The following is a 17987-nucleotide window of genomic DNA, read 5'->3' as shown; positions in this document are numbered from 1 at the left end:
AAAAGCTGCGACCCGCGTCGCAGCTTTTTATTCGTGTCTTTGTTCGGCCAATGTAGCTTCAGTTTGTGCTCTAATATCACTTAGATAATGGGGCAAATATAAAGGAATATCTTCAAAATGAGTACTTTGATTTTCATAGGCAGATGGATCGATACTGCCTTCAGCCGTGGCAATCTCAATTAATAATTGATTGGGCTCACGATAATATATAGATTTGAAAAATTCTCGGTCTTTTACTCCAGAATTACGAAAATTCTTGGCTTGAATTTGCTGATCAATCGCTTCAAGCTCTGCTAAATTTTCGACACCAAAAGCGACATGGTGAATGCCACCGATACCTTGCACAGCAATTTCATTTTTGATATCTTGGATGATGTGTACTTCTTGATAGAAGTGACTGTTTTGGTTACCTAAGATAATTACTTCGTTTTGGCTAGTGAAGAATTTGGTACGATTAATTTCTTCCCAACCAGCTTGCAGTAATTCTGTTTTGGTGGCTTCGGCATATTGAACGCGCATCTGAATAGCTCCGATGCCAACGATTGCGTGCTCTATAGGGATGATGCCACTATCGTAAGGGAAAAAGTTTTCACGACTTTCAAAATCTTTTAAGGCAACCAAAGCCATTTGAGTATTATCTGGCGCATCAAAACGTAAAATTGGCGCACCATTAAATTCTTCAATACCATATTGGCAAACGCCATGCTCTTCTAAGTAATTTTCCCAAAATTTTAAAGATTCAACAGAGGGTACTTTTAAAACAGTTCGTTCCAAAGTATTGGTACCAAAAGATTGTTCTTTTCCTTCAGAAATCTCAAAAAAAGTTAATTCAGTACCGACTCGTTGTTGGTCATCGGAGAAAAAGAGGTGGTACATACTGTGATCATCTTGATTGATCGTTTTTATTAGCAGTTTCAATCCTAATAGATTATGATAAAAGTTGAAAGTAGGTTTTACATAACGATTAATAATTGAAATATGATGAATTTTTACAGACATACAAACAGTCCTTTCACAAATAATTGGAGGTAATCTTATCATGACATATTTTTTTCAAAAAGGCACCAATAAACAACTAATTGTCGCTTTTCACGGAACAGGCGGTAACCAGTACCAATTGTTAACTACTACGGCAGCGTTATTTCCTGAAGCGAGCTTAGTTAGTTTCCTAGGTAACGTGGGTGAGGCTGAAAATCGCCGTTTTTTTGCTCCCACTAAAAATGGGCAACTAGATCGTACAGAATTTGATGGTGGCACCCTTGAATTTATTGAAAATGAATGGCCTCAGATTGAGACAACCGACTATGAAGAAATTATTTTTATCGGTTATTCTAATGGTGCCAACTATATTTTAGGTTTATTAGAGAAGAACCCAACGCTTGCTGACACCGTGATTTTACTGCACCCGAGCGATTTGAGTTATCAATTTGTTGGTCTAAGAGAGACACCCCGTATTTTATTAACAACAGGTTCACAAGATGAGTTAAGTTTAGCTGGAGATTTGGTGAAGTTAGAAAAACAGTTAAAAAATCATTTTACTGATGTCGAACTATTGATTGTTGATGGTGGGCATGGATTAGAAGCGGAAGAAATTACTAGGTTAAAGAAATATTTTAAATAAAATAGGAAAACTACTTAAAAGTGTAAGACTAGAAAGTTTTACACTTTTTCTATGGATAAAAAGGTGAGTGGAAAATGCTACTGCGAGACTTATTGAATAATTATGAAAAGAGACAGTTGCAGGCATTGGATTTGTTATTACGTCGTCCATACACAACAAGCCAACTATGCCAAGCTTTACATGTTTCGCGAGATACAGTAAAAGAAGACTTAATCCAGCTTAAAGCGTATGAAAAAACTGTCAATGCGAAAATCTCAATTGAGAAAATCAACGGTTATTATCATATTAAATCTTTCGGAAAACTTTCAAATACGGAAATTAATCACTATTTTTTACAACATTCATTAAGTTATGAAATTTTGATATACATATTATTACATGGGGAATACCAATTAGACATAATGAGCACAGATTTAAATACCTCAGTGGCAACAGTGATTCGAAAGATACGACAGTTAAACCAAATATTAAAAGAGTTTGAATTGACGATTGCAGGGGGGAAAGTTCATGGAACTGAGCTGCAAATCAGATATTTTTACTATCTTCTAATCTGGTACAGTAAAGACTACCAACAAAAAAAAGAGCTTTATTTAGGGTACAGCGGTAATCTGATACAACAACTTAGAGTAGATTTAAATTTTGTATTGTCTGAGCAAGAAGCAATTAAACAGAGTATCTGGTTTTATGTTACTAAGAAAAGATTTGAAAATAGACAAATATCAGATCAGTCAGTTTCTTTGGAAAAAAAATATCCGCCAAAAATTATTACTGGGCTTGAAAATATTCTCGAGTCCCATTACAAAAATATCGGTATTTTTTGGGATGAACAAGAAACAATTTCCTATCAATTATTCTTGTTTGTGACGACTGAAATTTATGAAAATAAAGATAAATTTTTAGAATTATATCAAAAGAACATTGATTACTTAACGGCATTAAAAGTGACTAATGACGAAGTCTCTGAAAAATTATGGAAAAATTTAATGATTCAACGGACTAGTTGGCTAAAAGAACTGTTAGATATGACCATTTTTAAAATTAACTTGTGGGGTTATTATTTTCCAGGATTCATCGATATTTTCCAATACGAAATGAAAAGTACCAGTCAACCAGTGAAAAAAAGAGTAGATGCAGCGATGAAAGTGGTTGAAAAAAGATTGCAGATCGATTCTCAAGGCAATGGGCAAATGATGGCGAAATATTTTGGTGCTTTATTAGAAAATAATATTAAAGCAACTGGTTTTTCTTTGACAGTTGCCTACAATACTGGTTGGGATGATTTTATTACCGAAGAAAAAATAAGAAATATTTTATCCAGTATCGAATGGACAGTAAATCTGAAAATCATGCGCTATGAAGAGGGAAAAAGCTATGATGTGATTTTATCAGACAGCAATCGAGATTTTGAAGGTATACCCTCAGAAAGGATCTACATTTTGTTGTCCTTAGTTTTTGGTTTAAATGTTGACCGACAAGAATTGAGTCGATTTATTAAGACTCATTATGAGAATAAATTAGAAGGTGTGTAGCAAGTGAATGCTATACACCTTTTTTGTTATTTAAAAAATCAGAAAAAGATAATCACTTTTTGGTTTTTTTTACGATTTATTGAGAACCTCAGGGCATAAAAATGTTTATAATAAATAAATGAGAAAATGTCTCTTTAAAGGTAATTTTTTTGTTTTTTTAATACCGATAATTAGTTAAAAATAATGTATTGATAAAAATTACAAATTATTGTAAAGATTCGGAGTGTTTTTTTAAAATTTTATTCCGATAGTATTTAAGGAGGATATTCCATGACACAAATAGGGGAAAATATTTATAGGAGAAAAGATGGACGTTGGGAAGGGCGCTATATCAAAGATAGGACTGAAGCAGTGAAAATAAAATACGGCTATATTTATGGTCCAACTTTTCAACAAGTGAAAGAAAAATTAAAGACGCAATACACTCATTATCAAAAGCCGAAAGCTTCTGATGATAATAATCAGATGAAGCTAATCGAGTGGATTGAAATTTGGCTAGATGAAAATAAAGAATATTTAAAACCTTCCACAAGAGACAGCTATGTATTTAAAATGAATCAATATATTATTCCTTACCTGGGAGAGCAGGAATTAAACGAGTTATCTAACGCAACAATTCAGACATTGGTTAATCAATTACAGCGGGAAGGCCGCTCTACTAGTACCTTGCGGGTCACGTTTGGAATCTTAAAAAGATGCTTAACTGCTGCAGTAGTAAGTGAAATAATACTTCAGTCACCTTACCAAAAAATAGTTTTCCCCAAGGCTAAAGCTAATAATATTCATGCATTAAGCCGTAGAGAACAGAAGAAATTGGAAATGGTAGTGAAAAGCGATAGCGCCTTACCTAGTTTTGCAGTTTTACTTGCCTTGCGAACGGGTATGCGTATCGGTGAAATAGCGGTTTTACACTGGCAGGATATTGATTTTAGCGACAATAAAATATTTGTCCGACATACAATTACTCGAGTAAACTCAACAAAACAAGGGAATAAAAAAACAAATTTGACGATTTCTACACCTAAAACACTCTCGTCTCTTAGAGAAATTCCAATTAGTTCACAATTAAAAGCCGAGCTGCTTAAATATAAAAAACAAACACCAATCCACGAATTTATTTTTTCCAATTCTCCAAAACCCTATGACCCAAGACTGCTAACCTACTATTTTCATAAAATCAGAAGAACAGCAGACCTAGAACACATTACGTTCCACCAACTTCGTCACACTTTTGCAACTCGTTGTTTAGAATCAAAGGCTGATATAATGTCAGTTAGTGCAATTTTAGGTCACGCTTCTACCCAGATGACATTGGATATTTATGCTGATTCATTATTTGATGAACGGCGAAAAACGTTGGCAAAAATGGAGAAATCATTACAATAAAAAAAGACGCCATTAGTAAAATTTACTAGTGACATCTTTTTGACTAATAGCCCATTCCACGAAGAGTTTCGGTAATAAAATCTTGGTAGTCTGGATATTCCGTCATTAAATTTGTGGCTGCAAAGTTAACAGCTGCTGGAGTACTTTGCACACTATTTGGATCGCCGCCTTCAGCTGCAATTTGTTGCTGGTATTGTATAGCATCTGCTTCTGCTTGATTTAAGCGGTTGACAATATCTGCTCGAATTGTGTCGCCCGCAGGAACTTGTGATGGTTGATTAATAATATTTTGGCCAGCATAAGTCACAGTGAAACCATAAAGCGCCCGCTGATCGCCAAAATTTGAGAAGACATTACTAAAAGTCGTTGTTGCTCCCGCCACTAGTTCGCGACTTTCTTGATAGTTTGCACCGATTGTATCGGCGCCATAAGTTTTATCTGCATAAATAAAGCCAAATTGTCCAGAATTTACTCGAATGGCTTTATTGGTTTGATTGGTGACAGTAATACTAACGTTAGAAGTAGAATCAGCCCCACCATTGCTCAAACTAAAGCTAGCCGCCAAATCATTACCTGTGGCATCAGACGTAGTTGTTTCCGATGTTTTCGTCACTTTAGAAGAGCTGGTAACGGTTTCTAGACCATCGTAAATATTTTTCAAACGTTTGAAAGCCATATTTTTTTTATCCAATAACAAGTTGGAACGCTCAATCGTGTCTTTGATTTCGTCTGTTTGATTGTCGTCTTGTAATTGGATAACTTCTTGGAGTAATTTTATTCCTTTAATATCTTTTCGAATCCGATTTTTATTAGCACCGTCGTGATTCAATGCACTTTGCAAGGCTTTAATCGCTTGTTTATATTTTTTTTGATTGTAAAACTTTTGCGCACGTTTTACATAAGTATCGCTATCTATTTGAGAAGAACTAATTGTAGTTGTACTCTCTGTTGTTTCTGCGCGATTCCCACAAGCGCTTAATGTAAACAGAGTCAACAAACTCATTAAAAAAGCAGCCTTTTCTTCATCATCTCACATCCTGTTCAGTTTTTCTTACCTTAAATGTACCATAAACTAAACAAGGATGAACGAATATTTTTATTAGATATGACAATTAATCCCGTGAGCTTCCATAATTTCTTGAAAGTAAACCAATTCTTCTGGTTGAATTTGCGGTACATCGTGCATTTGATAAGAGCGATCTAAATACTGGTATTTTTTTTCGCCAAATTGATGGAAGGGCAGTAACTCAACTTGTTTAATCTGCATGTCTTGAAAAAGTTCGGCGAATTTTTGGGCATTATCTTCGCCATCATTATATTGGGGAATCACCGGAATTCTGACAATCAAATGAGGGTGATGAGCAACCGCTTCCGCCAAGTTTTTTAAAATAGGTTGTAATGATACGCCAACACCGGCTTTGTGAGCCGCTTCATCATGATGCTTGACATCAAAATACAATAAGTCAACTTGAGCGATAAATTTTTGAAAAACTTCAAATCGCGCGAAGCCAGTTGTTTCACTAGCAGTATGGATATTTTTTTCCTTTAATTGGCGCAAAAGTTCCGTGGCAAATTTGGCTTGGTACAATACTTCACCACCAGATAAGGTAACACCTCCGCCAGATTCTTCATAAAAAACTTCATCCTTCATCACCTCAACAATAATTTCTTCAATTGATTTATATTCTCCCACTGTAGTAAAAGCTTTTTTAGATTGATCCCACATTTTTTCTGGGCGACCATTTTGTGATTCAGGATTGGCGCACCAATAACAACTTAATGGGCATCCTTTGAAAAAAACAACTGTTCGAATACCAGGACCGTCGTGGATGCTAAATTTTTGAATATTAAAAATACAAGCTGGTTCCATTTGTCAGGACTCCTTCCAAAGTTCAACTTCATTTTAGCAAATAAAAACCTATTCGTAAACAATGAAAGTTTCAAATGAAACTAACTTGTTGTGAAAATTTGTTCCTCTAAATTTTTTGTGTTATGCTAATGAAGCAGAAATGAGGGATTAAATGTCTAGAGAAGAAGAGATTATTGCGATTGTTAGTCAAGAAAAAAAAATACAAGTGAATCAATTGGCAGAACAATTAAATGTTTCTCAAGTGACGATTCGAAAAGATTTAGATAAATTAGAAAGTCGTGGAATTATTCACCGCCAGCACGGCTTTGCCTTATTAAATAATAGTGATGATATTAATTTTAGACTGGCACAAAATTACGATTTGAAATTAAAAATTGCCAAAGAAGCCGCTAAATTAGTCAATGATGGTGATGTTGTAATGATTGAATCTGGCTCAACTTGTTCTTTATTAGCAGAAGAATTAGCTTATCGGAAAAAGGATATCACGATTATTACGAATTCTTGTTTTATTGCTTCATATGTAAGAAAGGCTGATTCAGTTAAAATAGTTTTATTAGGAGGAGAGTACCAAAAAGAATCTCAGGTCAATGTAGGTCCTTTAGTAGAAAGAATTGTTAGCGAATTTCATGTGGATCGTTTATTTATCGGGATTGATGGCTTTGATCCGAAAAGAGGTTTTACTGGTAGCGATATTACTCGCTGCAACACGACTCGAGTATTGGCAACCGCCGCTGAAGAAACAATTATATTAACTGATGCATCTAAGTTTAACCAGTCTGGAGTGATTAAAGAATTTGATTTTAATGAAATCAGCCAAGTCTTTACAGATCAACGAATTACTGATGAAGTAGTCACGTTTTTAACTAAAAGAGAGATCACCGTATCAACTGTTTAAACCAACCATTGCGGTTGGTCTTTTTTTTAAATATTTATTGACGGAAAGTTTGTTCACATGTTATCATAGTTTCGAAAGTAATATAAAAATATTTCAAATGAAATGAGTGAAGAAAATGAATCCAGCAGTAAAAACAAACCCAACTGTCGAAAATCCGTCTCATTTTGGCTATTTAACCGAACGTATGAACAATTACCGTGAATCTGTATTAACAAAAAAAGCTTATATTGATGCTGAACGGGCTTTATTAGCAACTGAGTCTTATCAAGAGCATCAAAACCAACCAGCAGTCATGAAACGTGCTTTGATGTTACAGAATATTTTAGAAAATATGTCGATTTATATTGAAGATGAAACTTTAATTGTCGGTAACCAAGCTTCCGGAAATAAAGATGCACCGATTTTTCCAGAGTATACTTTAGAATTTGTTTTGAATGAACTTGATTTATTTGATCAACGAGATGGTGATGTCTTTTATATTACTGAGGAAACAAAAGAACAGCTTAGAAGGATTGCACCCTTCTGGGAAAATAATAATCTACGGGCGCGAGCAGGTGCTTTATTACCAGATGAAGTAAATGTTTTCATGGAAACAGGTTTCTTCGGTATGGAAGGTAAGATGAATTCAGGGGATGCCCATTTGGCTGTCGATTACCAAAAAATGTTAGCAGTTGGACTTCAGGGATACGAGCAACGAGCCCGTGAAGCCAAAGCAGCGTTAGATTTGACCCAACCAGAAAATATTGACAAGTATCATTTTTATATTTCAGTATTTATTACCATTGATGCAGTTAAAACATACGCAGAACGTTTTTCAAAATTAGCTGCTAAAAAAGCAGAAGTAGAAACAAATCCGGCGCGTCGTGCTGAATTATTAGAAATCAGTCGCATTACCGCTAAAGTTCCTTTTCAACCAGCTGAAACATTTCATGAAGCGATACAAGCGGTATGGTTTATTCAATTAATTTTACAAATTGAATCTAATGGTCATTCATTATCTTACGGCCGTTTTGATCAATATATGAATCCTTACTTGGTGCATGATTTAGAAAAAGGAAAAATTACTGAAGCAGCAGCTGTTGAACTGTTAACCAATTTATGGATTAAAACGTTGACAGTTAATAAGGTCCGCAGCCAGTCCCATACTTTTTCATCAGCTGGCAGTCCGTTATATCAAAACGTGACGATTGGTGGACAAACCACTGACAAAAAAGATGCTGTGAACCAAATGTCTTATTTAGTTTTAAAAAGTGTTGCTCAGACGAAATTACCGCAGCCGAACTTATCTGTTCGTTACCATGCGGGTTTAGAGCAGGACTTTATGAATGAATGTATTGAAGTGATGAAACTTGGTTTTGGCATGCCAGCCTTTAATAATGATGAAGTGATTATTCCATCGTTTAAAAATATCGGGGTCTCAGAAGAGGATGCTTACAATTATAGTGCGATTGGTTGTGTAGAAACGGCTGTTCCCGGAAAATGGGGCTATCGTTGTACAGGCATGAGTTATATGAACTTCCCTAAAATTTTGATGATTGCCATGAATGATGGGATCGATCCAGTTTCGGGCAAACGATTTGTCAAAGGCTATGGACATTTTAGTCAAATGAAATCCTACGAAGAGTTATCGGAAGCCTGGGATAAAACGGTGCGAGAATTGACTCGGATGAGTGTAATTGTTGAAAATGCGATTGATCTTGGGTTAGAACGAGAAGTACCAGATATTTTATGTTCAACTTTAACAGAAGATTGTATTGGCCGCGGAAAGACGCTAAAAGAAGGTGGCGCAATCTATGACTTTATTTCTGGTTTACAGGTAGGAATTGCTAACTTATCTGACTCATTAGCTGCAATTAAACAATTGGTTTTTGAAGAACAAAAAATGACAACTAGCGAACTTTGGGAAGCCTTAATGAATAATTATCAAGGAGAGCGAGGGCAAGAAATTCAACAAATGATTCTTCATGATGTCCCTAAATATGGCAATGACGATGATGCGGTTGATTGCTTGGGAACCAAAGCTTATGATAGTTATATTGAAGAAGTTAAGAAATATCCTAATACTCGTTATGGTCGTGGACCAATTGGTGGGGTGCGTTATTCTGGGACCTCATCCATTTCTGCTAATGTGGGACAAGGAAAAGAAACAATGGCGACACCAGATGGGCGAAACGCTTGGACGCCGCTAGCAGAGGGCTGTTCACCAACGCATAATATGGATAAAAATGGTCCAACCGCCGTTTTAAAAACAGTGGCCAAATTACCTACTGAAGAAATCATTGGCGGCGTGTTACTGAATCAAAAAGTCAACCCGCAAACTTTGGCTAAAGAAAGTGACAAACAAAAATTAATTATGTTATTGAGAGCATTTTTCAATAAGCTACATGGCTATCATATTCAATACAATGTTGTCAGTCGTGAAACCTTAATTGATGCTCAAATTCATCCAGAAAAACACCGCGATTTAATCGTGCGGGTAGCCGGATATTCAGCTTTCTTCCATGTATTATCAAAAGCCACTCAAGATGATATTATTGCGCGAACAGAACATACTTTATAGGAGTGAATAAGATGAAATTTTTATTAGACACAGCTAACTTAGAAGATATTCAGCAATACAATCAGACGTTACCAATCGCTGGTGTAACCTCTAATCCTTCAATTATAAAAAAGGAAGGGAAAATTGATTTTTTCAATCACATGAAAAAAATTCGGGAAATCATTGGAACGGACAAAACTTTGCATGTTCAAGTAATTGCCGAAGATTATGAAGGTATGATCAAGGATGCAGAAGCAATCTTAGCTAAAATTGATCAGCAAGTCTACATTAAAATACCGACTACTGAAGCCGGTATTCAAGTGATGAAAGAGCTGAAACGTCGTGGAATCAATGTGACTGCAACGGCGATTTATACTAAAATGCAAGCTTATTTAGCAATCGCAGCAGGCGCAGATTATTTAGCACCGTACTTCAATCGGATGGAAAACTTAAATATTGATCCGAGAGAAGCGGTTTTTGAGATGGCGGAAGAAATCAGTCGCACCAATAGCAAATCAAAAATTTTAGCCGCTAGTTTTAAGAATGTTGGCCAAGTGACTGCTGCATTAGAAAGCGGAGCACAAGCGGCTACCATGGGACCAGATATTTTGGCCACAGCTTTTGCAATGCCATCAATCAATCAGGCTGTTTTAGATTTTTCAAAAGATTGGTCATCCATATTTGGTGAAAATGTAACAGTTGCAGATTTATAATTTTCAATATTTAAAATAATATTTTTGAAATATTGCTGTCTTGTCAGAAAATATTGTAATTTCGCGAAATGTTTTGTTTGGTCAAAATAATTATAAATATTAAATCTTTTTGATTTATAAAAACAAGTGTGATACAATAAGTTTGTAACAAGATAACCGCTTTCATTTTTGAAGTGTACACTTCCCCAAAAGCTGTTCCCACAGTTTGGTATACACTTCTCTGAAGCCTAGCTCTTACGGAAATAGGAGCTAGGTATTTTTTTGTCTACCATAGCTAAAAAGCATAGATCGTTATTCAAGATAAGTATTGGTCAAAATGACTAAAAAGCTTTATGCTAACGTTAAGATTAAGAAAAGGAATGTGAAGGCCATGAATATCTCTAAAGTAGCAGAAATGTCTGAATTAACACCAGTGACTTTACGTTATTATGAAAAAGTTGGATTAATTCCACCGATTAATCGCAAAAGTGGTGGTGTAAGAGACTATTCAGAAGAAGATTTAGGTTGGATTGAATTTATCAAATGCATGCGAAATGCCGGCTTATCGATTGACTCATTAATTAATTATACTAATTTATATCAAATCGGTAGGGGAACTGAAGAAGAACGTAAAGAGATACTGAAGAAGGAAAGAGAACAACTGATGGAACGCTATCAGGAAATGGGCGAAACATTGGAGCGATTGAATTATAAAATTGCTAATTATGAAGCCATTCAATAAATTTTTAACTGATGCAGTGATGCATCAGTTTTTTTGATATAGGATAGAAAAGGGTTACAAAACATTAATAATTTCGGTCAGTTGAGTAAGAATTATCTTAGGAAACTTGAAATCTCTTCATTTATAATTAGTATATACTATATGGTATATACTTTTAATAATGTGAGGATGATTTTATGACCATGACAGACAATTGTACTGAACAAATGAGTCCCTTTGAATTAAGTTTATTTTTAGAAAAAGAAATTAGTAAAGATCCAAAGAATCGGCAAAGGTTATTAAACGCTGGGAGGGGAAATCCCAACTGGACAGCTCCGACGCCACGTGAGGCTTTCTTTTTATTAGGACAATTCGCGACAATGGAAACCCTGAATACAGAAGGTATTTTAACTGCTGGAATGATTTCAAAAGACAATGATGTAGATAAGCGTTTTGAAAAATTTTTAAGTACTCATCCGGGAAAAGGCAGTGATTTTCTTAAAGAAATTTGGCATAGTCAGGAAAATTATTTTGGTTTAATAAAATCTCAGTGGTTAAATCAAATCTTAGATTATTTAATTGGTGACAACTATCCTAACCCAGTGCGTTGCTTGCCAGCTTGCGAAGAACCAATAAAAAATTACTTAAATCAGGAGTTGTTTTCTAATCAAGCTGTTCCTTTCGATATTTTTGCAGTGGAAGGTGGAACAGCAGGTATCTGTTATTTATTTGATACTTTATTTAACAACCATTTGTTAAATAAGGGAGATAAAATTGCGTTATTACTGCCAACTTTCGCACCTTATTTAGAGATTCCTGAACTACCTCAGTACCATTTTGAAGTGGAAAAAATTCTTGCAGAACAAACAATTTTATTAGGGAAGACGACTTATCAATATAGTTCGGCAGAAATTGATCGTTTGAAAGACCCGCAAATCAAAGCTGTTTTTGTTGTCAATCCTAGTAACCCTACAGCAAATGCAATGTGCCAATCAACGATTGATCAAATCAAAGAAATTGTCGCTCATGACAATCCCAATTTAATGATTTTAACTGATGATGTTTATGGAACTTTTGTCCCAGAATTCCGTTCGTTATTTACGGAATTACCTTTTAATACAGCTTGTATTTACTCCTATTCAAAATATTTTGGCGCTACTGGCTGGCGAATAGGTACCATTGCTGTGGCGAAGGAAAATATTTTTGATCAGTTGGTGCAGGAGTTGCCGAATGAGGTGAAAGAAAAGTTAAGATTGCGTTATCTTTCATTAAATGAAAATCCACAAGAGACTAGTTTTATCGATCGGTTGGTTGCTGATAGTCGAGACGTGGCGTTGAACCATGCGGCAGGTTTATCCTCAGTCCAACAAGTTATGATGGCCTTGTTTAGTTTGTATTCATTGTTAGATGAAGGACAGGCTTATAAAGAAGAAGTGATGGAAATTTGTCACACACGAGAAAAATTATTATTTGATAAATTGGGCATTGAAGAACCATTACCGGCTTTAAATACTGCTTATTATTGTGAAATTAATTTTAAAGATTGGACAGAAAAACGCTACGGAACAGATTTTTCCAATTATTTAAGTCAACGCTGGAATGTTACTAAATTTCTGACAACGCTAGCTCAAAATGAGCAATTGATGCTCTTAAAAGCCAATGCTTTCGGTAGCGATGATTGGTCAGTACGAATTTCACTAGCCAATTTAGCAACAAATCAGTATAGTGAGGTTGGAGATAGAATTATTCGTTTATCTGAAAAAATTAAAGATGAATGGCTAAAATCTAAACAGAAATAGGGGATTCATATGGAAGAAAAAAAAGCTACTCAAGCGATTTTTGATCAAGTTTCGGCTGAAATTGAAAAAAGAATTCGCGAGGGAATCTATGTTAGTTCGCAGAAGCTACCATCTGAATACGATTTAGCAAAAGAATTTAATTGTAGTCGTTTGACTATTCGTAAAGCGATTGATGATTTAATCAAAAAAAATATAATCGTAAAGCGTCGTGGAAAAGGTAGTTACGTGATGTCACAGCAAAAAATTCAAAGTGGTCGTGATGGTTTAGTTGGATTTACCGAAGCAGCTAAAGCTTATGGTAAATCCAGTAAAACAGAAGTAATTTCCTTTGGCGTTTGTGAGCCGACAGAAGAGATGTTGAAAGCTTTGAATTTGACGAAAAATGATACTATTTATGAATTGGTTCGCCGCCGGATATTAGATGATGAACCAATGACAGTGGAAAAAACCTATTTACCAGAAGTTTATATCGCAGGGTTGAAAAAAACTGATTTTGAAGGATCGCTATTCAAACAACTAGAAAAGAAAGTTGAGATTGCCTATTCCCATCAAGAAGTTGAAGCAATTTTAGTTGAACCAGAAATTTCAACATTGTTAGAGGTTCCGGTGGGAAATCCGATGTTGCAAGTCCATTCAGTGACTTATGCGATTGATGCGACCCCGATTTTATTTGATTTGTCTTATTATCGTGCGGATCGATATACATTTAAAAATACTTTGACTCGTTACAGCCATTAGGAGGCGCAGTTTGTGGATATTAGAGAATTAATTGAAGCCAATAAATTAGATTTTTATCAAGATTTACAAAAAGTAATGTCAGTTGCTAGTGTTAAAGGTGCTGCTGAACCTGGAGCGCCATTCGGTAAGGAACCAAGAACTGTGTTAGAAGTGGTCATGAATTTGGCAGCAGAGTACGGATTTTATACAAATGTTGTTGAAGATGCAGTAGGTTATGCTCAGTGGGGTGAAGATGATTCATATATTGGTGTTGTGGGTCATTTAGACGTAGTGCCTGCTGGCGATGGCTGGAGTTATCCACCGTTTGATTTAAGTTTAGCAAATGGACGTTTTTATGGTCGAGGTATTCTGGATAATAAAGGACCAATTATGGCGTGTCTGTTTGGGCTGAAATTATTAAAAGAAGCTGGCTTAGTTAACCGAAAAACTTTTCGAGTTATTTTTGGTACCGATGAAGAAAGTGGTAGCAGTGATCTGCCACTTTATTTAAAACATCAAAAGGCACCGACATTTGGTTTTACTCCAGATGGAAAGTATCCGGTTGTTTACGGTGAACGTGGTATTGTTAATTATCAAATTGAGACAGCTTTTTCAACAGATGAATTGGCATTACTAGGTGATTTTATTGGTGATCAGGCCAAAGATCATGTACCTGATGCATTAAGTCTGACAGTTAATGGTCAAGTGATCTCAGTTAGTGGAAAAAGAGCACCATCTAACGCTCCAGAGCTTGGTGAAAATGCCATTACGCTATTGGCGGAAAAACTGACGGCAGAAAAATTATTGACAGGAAAATTATTGGCTTACTTTACTTGGCTAAAAGACAGTTTGGCTGAAAAGCATCATGGCGAGGGTCTAGGATTAGCTTTTGAAGATGCAGATAGTGGAAAGCTAATGATCACCCCTTATGAACTCATCAAAACAGCTAATGGGTTGGCTTTGTCTGTAGCGATCCGTTACCCTATCTCGGTAACCGAAGAAGAAGTGACTAACACCTTAGAGAAAAATCTTTTTGCGGATAGTCATTTAAAAGTGGTACGACGGATTAAAAGTACCCAATTTCCTAAAGCCAATAAAAATGTTCAAAAATTATCTGAAGTTTACGAAAAAGCGACTGGTTTAGATGGGACACCTGTAACCACAACGGGTGCAACTTATGCCCGTTTCATGCCCAATATTGTTGCTTTTGGACCTTCTTTTCCAGGTCAAAAAGGAATTGCCCATAACAAAGATGAATACATGGATGAAATTGATTTATTAAAAAATATGGAGATTTATATGGCAGCAATTGTTGCTTTGAATCAATAGTATTTTTATGCCGCAGTTCTTATGAGCTGCGACTTTTTTGTGTAGTTTGCCTTTTTGTAATTTGATTATTAGAGAATTTTCTAAAAGTTTATTTAGAAAAAAATGAAAAAATAGAATTATTTTTGCAATTAGTATATACAAAATAGTATATACTATCTATAATAAAGACAACAACGTGATGAAAGCGTTAACGGAAGGAGCGAATCAATGGTCTGGGGAGCAATAGCAACTTGGCGCATGGCCCACGATGGTGTGGTAAAAGCGCTGGATTTATTAGAACGAAAGCAGCATTCTGGTGATGCCGTAGAGGAATTGATTAAAACAGTGGAGGATTATCCGTATTATAAATCAGTTGGCTATGGTGGGTTACCGAATGCGGAAGGAATTTTAGAAATGGATGCCGCCTTTATGGATGGCGATAGTTTTAAAATAGGAGCAGTTGCCGGAATTACCGATGTCAGTAATCCAATTTCTGTAGCAAGAAAGCTTAGTGATGACAAATTCAATAGTTTTCGAGTTGGAGAAGGTGCCACAAGATATGCCATGACTGAAGGATTTCATCGGAAAAATATGTTGACCGAACGAGCGCATAAAATTTGGGAAAAACGATTAAAAGAAATCCATGAAAATAATTTAAACCCTTATAATGGTCACGATACAGTTGGCGCAATCACATTAGATCAAATGGGTTCTATGACGGCTGGGACTTCAAGTTCAGGTCTGTTCATGAAAAAACCTGGTCGAGTAGGTGATTCACCATTATCTGGTTCTGGCTTTTATGTCGATAGTCAAATTGGGGGTGCTACTGCAACAGGTTTAGGGGAAGATTTAATGAAAGGCTGTTTGTCTTATGAAATTGTTCGCTTAATGGGAGAAGGTTTATCGCCTCAAGCAGCTTGTGACAAGGCCGTATACGAGTTTCATGATAAATTAACTGCGCGTTATGGAAAAGCCGGCGCCTTTTCACTAATAGCTATGAATAAAGCTGGTGAGTGGGGAGTCGCTACCAATGTTGAATTTACTTTTAGCGTTGGCAATGATAAAGAGGCACCTCAGATTTTTATCGCCAACATGGGAGAAAATCATACCACAAAAATAGAATCAATCACCCAAGAGTGGTTGGACGCTTACGAAAAAAGAATTAAAGCACCAATTGAATAATCTAGGAGGATGAAAATTATGGCAATAAAACAAATTTATTTATTCTGTGATGCAGGTATGTCAACAAGTATTATGGTGAACAAAATGATGGAAGTTGTGACTAAACATAATATGCCATTGCAAATTACTGCTTTTCCCGTGGCACGAGCACAAGAAGTTGTGGATAAAGAAAAGCCAGTTGCAATTTTATTAGGTCCCCAAGTGAAATTTTTGCTAGAAAAAACGAAAGAACAATTTAGTCCTCAAGGCATTCCTGTAGCTGCGATTGAACCAGAAATTTATGGAATGATGGATGGCGAAAAAGCATTAAAAGAAGCTTTAAAATTAATCAAGCAAAATAAAAAGTAGGATGGAGTGAAAAAGTAACATGCAGAAATTTTTAGGTTGGTTAGAAAGAGTCTTGACACCGATGGCTAAAGTTATTGGCGAAAATAAATATTTAGTAGCTATTCGAGACGGTTTCTTATTATCTACCCCATTGTTAATTGTGGGATCAGTATTCTTGCTGTTAGCCAATTTCCCATTACCAAATTGGGACACTTGGATGTCGAATATTTTAGGAGACAATTGGGCAACAATGATGTCGGTTCCAGCTAGTGCCAGCTTTGATGTGATGACGATTCTAGCCGTAGTCGGGATTGCTTATAGTTTAGGCCGTCAATTTAAAGTAGATGCAATGCAAGCTGGTATTATTGCTTTAGTTTCTTTCTTTATTTTGACACCGTATACGACTTTATTTACTCCTGAAAATAGTACAGCAGTTTATGAAGTGACTAGCTTGCCTTTAAAATGGATGGGTTCTAGCGGTCTATTCTTAGGCATGATCGTAGCATTGATTTCAACCAGACTATTTGTCTTTATTTTAAATAAAGGCTGGACGATTAAGATGCCTGAAGGGGTACCGCCAACCGTTGTTAAATCTTTTGAAGCTTTAATTCCAAGTTTTGTTGTTGTCTTTATTATGTTTATTATTAACTGGTTGGTTTCATTGACTTCATTTGGTAATTTACAAGATGTCATTTTCCAATTTTTACAAACACCATTATTAAGCTTAGGAAATACTCTAGGCGCAATGATTATCGCTTATATTTTCTTACACTTCTTCTGGTTCTTTGGGATCAACGGAAGCAGTGTCGTTGGCGCAGTATTCAATCCAGTTTTACGGGCTTTATCAGTTGAAAATTTACAAGCTTTTAAAGATGGACACGAAATTCCAAATATTATTACTGGTCAATTTCAAGATATGTTTGCTACTTTTGGTGGAGCTGGTTCGACCTTATCATTGATTCTAGTAATGGTAATTTTCTGTAAGAGTCAACGAATCAAAAAATTATCTCAATTGTCATTAGTGCCAGGTATTTTTGGGATTAATGAACCGATTATTTTTGGTTTACCAATTGTCTTGAATCCACTTATTTTAATTCCTTTTGCTTTAGTACCGACGATTAATATTATTATTTCTTACTTTGCGATGGATTGGGGCTTGGTTCCTTTAACTAATGGGATTCAGTTACCATGGACAACACCACCAATTATTTCTGGTTTCTTAGTTAGTGGTTGGCAAGGAGCAGTATTACAGGCATTATTATTTGTTTTAGGAATGTTTATTTATTATCCATTTATTAAAGTGATGGATGATCAATATTTGCGTGAAGAACGAGAAGCTGTCGAAGAAGAATCAGAAGAAATTGACTTTGATGATTTTGATTTTGACGACATTTAAGAGGT

Annotated in this window: 16 protein-coding genes; 13 read left to right on the top strand and 3 right to left on the bottom strand. The window is 35.6% G+C overall.

Translation table 11 applies throughout. The features are described from left to right. Positions 1 to 27 precede the first annotated feature (27 nt). On the bottom strand, positions 28 to 999 hold the full coding sequence (locus ID741_RS16240) for a VOC family protein (protein ID WP_438720775.1): 972 nt from the start codon (positions 997 to 999) through the stop codon (positions 28 to 30). Between the two features lie 40 nt (positions 1000 to 1039). On the opposite strand from ID741_RS16240, the gene ID741_RS16235 reads away from it, so the two are divergent. The 3 genes from ID741_RS16235 (at position 1040) to ID741_RS16225 (ending at position 4536) form a co-directional block, all read left to right on the top strand. Next, positions 1040 to 1621 (top strand): alpha/beta hydrolase, encoded by a 582-nt coding sequence (locus ID741_RS16235; RefSeq protein WP_438720774.1) that lies wholly within the window; start codon positions 1040 to 1042, stop codon positions 1619 to 1621. Positions 1622 to 1695: 74 nt separating this feature from the next. Then, a complete protein-coding gene (locus ID741_RS16230) occupies positions 1696 to 3150 on the top strand; it encodes a helix-turn-helix domain-containing protein (protein ID WP_438720773.1) in 1455 nt (484 codons plus the stop codon). Positions 3151 to 3420: 270 nt separating this feature from the next. Next, positions 3421 to 4536: a tyrosine-type recombinase/integrase gene (locus ID741_RS16225; RefSeq protein WP_438720772.1), complete on the top strand. Its 1116-nt coding sequence runs from the start codon at positions 3421 to 3423 to the stop codon at positions 4534 to 4536. Positions 4537 to 4579: 43 nt separating this feature from the next. On the opposite strand, the gene ID741_RS16220 is transcribed toward ID741_RS16225, so the two are convergent. Both ID741_RS16220 and ID741_RS16215 read right to left on the bottom strand, forming a co-directional pair. Beyond that, positions 4580 to 5539 carry a hypothetical protein gene (locus ID741_RS16220; protein WP_438720771.1) on the bottom strand — a complete coding sequence of 320 codons (960 nt, stop codon included), beginning with the start codon at positions 5537 to 5539 and terminating at the stop codon, positions 4580 to 4582. A 96-nt stretch (positions 5540 to 5635) separates the two neighbouring features. Beyond that, on the bottom strand, positions 5636 to 6406 hold the full coding sequence (locus ID741_RS16215; protein WP_438720770.1) for a glycyl-radical enzyme activating protein: 771 nt from the start codon (positions 6404 to 6406) through the stop codon (positions 5636 to 5638). A gap of 151 nt (positions 6407 to 6557) precedes the next feature. Between ID741_RS16215 and ID741_RS16210 the strand changes: the two genes are divergently transcribed. The 10 genes from ID741_RS16210 (at position 6558) to celB (ending at position 17982) form a co-directional block, all read left to right on the top strand. Further along, a complete protein-coding gene (locus ID741_RS16210; protein WP_218325661.1) occupies positions 6558 to 7301 on the top strand; it encodes a DeoR/GlpR family DNA-binding transcription regulator in 744 nt (247 codons plus the stop codon). A gap of 115 nt (positions 7302 to 7416) precedes the next feature. After that, on the top strand, positions 7417 to 9861 hold the full coding sequence (locus ID741_RS16205; RefSeq protein WP_438720769.1) for a glycyl radical protein: 2445 nt from the start codon (positions 7417 to 7419) through the stop codon (positions 9859 to 9861). 11 nt (positions 9862 to 9872) lie between these two features. Then, positions 9873 to 10553 carry a fructose-6-phosphate aldolase gene (locus ID741_RS16200; RefSeq protein ID WP_438720768.1) on the top strand — a complete coding sequence of 227 codons (681 nt, stop codon included), beginning with the start codon at positions 9873 to 9875 and terminating at the stop codon, positions 10551 to 10553. Positions 10554 to 10923: 370 nt separating this feature from the next. After that, a complete protein-coding gene (locus ID741_RS16195) occupies positions 10924 to 11274 on the top strand; it encodes a MerR family transcriptional regulator (protein ID WP_218325664.1) in 351 nt (116 codons plus the stop codon). A gap of 176 nt (positions 11275 to 11450) precedes the next feature. After that, complete coding sequence (gene aspD, locus ID741_RS16190) at positions 11451 to 13052, top strand: aspartate 4-decarboxylase (RefSeq protein WP_438720767.1); 1602 nt, start codon at positions 11451 to 11453, stop codon at positions 13050 to 13052. Between the two features lie 9 nt (positions 13053 to 13061). Further along, positions 13062 to 13790 (top strand): GntR family transcriptional regulator, LSA1692 subfamily, encoded by a 729-nt coding sequence (locus ID741_RS16185; protein WP_438720766.1) that lies wholly within the window; start codon positions 13062 to 13064, stop codon positions 13788 to 13790. Positions 13791 to 13802: 12 nt separating this feature from the next. Next, positions 13803 to 15098: a Sapep family Mn(2+)-dependent dipeptidase gene (locus ID741_RS16180; protein WP_438720765.1), complete on the top strand. Its 1296-nt coding sequence runs from the start codon at positions 13803 to 13805 to the stop codon at positions 15096 to 15098. A gap of 207 nt (positions 15099 to 15305) precedes the next feature. Beyond that, positions 15306 to 16259, top strand: a complete 954-nt coding sequence (locus ID741_RS16175; protein ID WP_218325668.1) for a N(4)-(beta-N-acetylglucosaminyl)-L-asparaginase — start codon at positions 15306 to 15308, stop codon at positions 16257 to 16259. 18 nt (positions 16260 to 16277) lie between these two features. Next, a complete protein-coding gene (locus ID741_RS16170; RefSeq protein ID WP_438720763.1) occupies positions 16278 to 16607 on the top strand; it encodes a PTS sugar transporter subunit IIB in 330 nt (109 codons plus the stop codon). Positions 16608 to 16626: 19 nt separating this feature from the next. Further along, positions 16627 to 17982, top strand: coding sequence for a PTS cellobiose transporter subunit IIC (gene celB, locus ID741_RS16165; protein WP_438720762.1), 1356 nt, complete (start codon positions 16627 to 16629; stop codon positions 17980 to 17982). Positions 17983 to 17987: the final 5 nt, after the last annotated feature.

The organism is Enterococcus sp. AZ103 (assembly GCF_051714685.1).
GTDB classification, from domain to species: domain Bacteria; phylum Bacillota; class Bacilli; order Lactobacillales; family Enterococcaceae; genus Enterococcus_A; species Enterococcus_A alishanensis.
The sequence above is the reverse complement of the archived record's forward strand: the minus strand, read 5'-3'. Positions and strand labels throughout refer to the sequence as shown.

Bases quoted from the DNA above. Each gene is read 5' to 3' on its own strand.
- ID741_RS16205 (WP_438720769.1), top strand. From the start codon at position 7,417: ATGAATCCAGCAGTAAAAACAAACCCAACTGTCGAAAATCCGTCTCAT.
- ID741_RS16225 (WP_438720772.1), top strand. From the start codon at position 3,421: ATGACACAAATAGGGGAAAATATTTATAGGAGAAAAGATGGACGTTGG.
- ID741_RS16200 (WP_438720768.1), top strand. From the start codon at position 9,873: ATGAAATTTTTATTAGACACAGCTAACTTAGAAGATATTCAGCAATAC.
- ID741_RS16210 (WP_218325661.1), top strand. From the start codon at position 6,558: ATGTCTAGAGAAGAAGAGATTATTGCGATTGTTAGTCAAGAAAAAAAA.
- ID741_RS16170 (WP_438720763.1), top strand. From the start codon at position 16,278: ATGGCAATAAAACAAATTTATTTATTCTGTGATGCAGGTATGTCAACA.
- ID741_RS16175 (WP_218325668.1), top strand. From the start codon at position 15,306: ATGGTCTGGGGAGCAATAGCAACTTGGCGCATGGCCCACGATGGTGTG.
- ID741_RS16220 (WP_438720771.1), bottom strand. From the start codon at position 5,539: ATGAGTTTGTTGACTCTGTTTACATTAAGCGCTTGTGGGAATCGCGCA.
- ID741_RS16215 (WP_438720770.1), bottom strand. From the start codon at position 6,406: ATGGAACCAGCTTGTATTTTTAATATTCAAAAATTTAGCATCCACGAC.
- aspD (WP_438720767.1), top strand. From the start codon at position 11,451: ATGACCATGACAGACAATTGTACTGAACAAATGAGTCCCTTTGAATTA.
- ID741_RS16195 (WP_218325664.1), top strand. From the start codon at position 10,924: ATGAATATCTCTAAAGTAGCAGAAATGTCTGAATTAACACCAGTGACT.
- celB (WP_438720762.1), top strand. From the start codon at position 16,627: ATGCAGAAATTTTTAGGTTGGTTAGAAAGAGTCTTGACACCGATGGCT.
- ID741_RS16240 (WP_438720775.1), bottom strand. From the start codon at position 999: ATGTCTGTAAAAATTCATCATATTTCAATTATTAATCGTTATGTAAAA.
- ID741_RS16230 (WP_438720773.1), top strand. From the start codon at position 1,696: ATGCTACTGCGAGACTTATTGAATAATTATGAAAAGAGACAGTTGCAG.
- ID741_RS16235 (WP_438720774.1), top strand. From the start codon at position 1,040: ATGACATATTTTTTTCAAAAAGGCACCAATAAACAACTAATTGTCGCT.
- ID741_RS16185 (WP_438720766.1), top strand. From the start codon at position 13,062: ATGGAAGAAAAAAAAGCTACTCAAGCGATTTTTGATCAAGTTTCGGCT.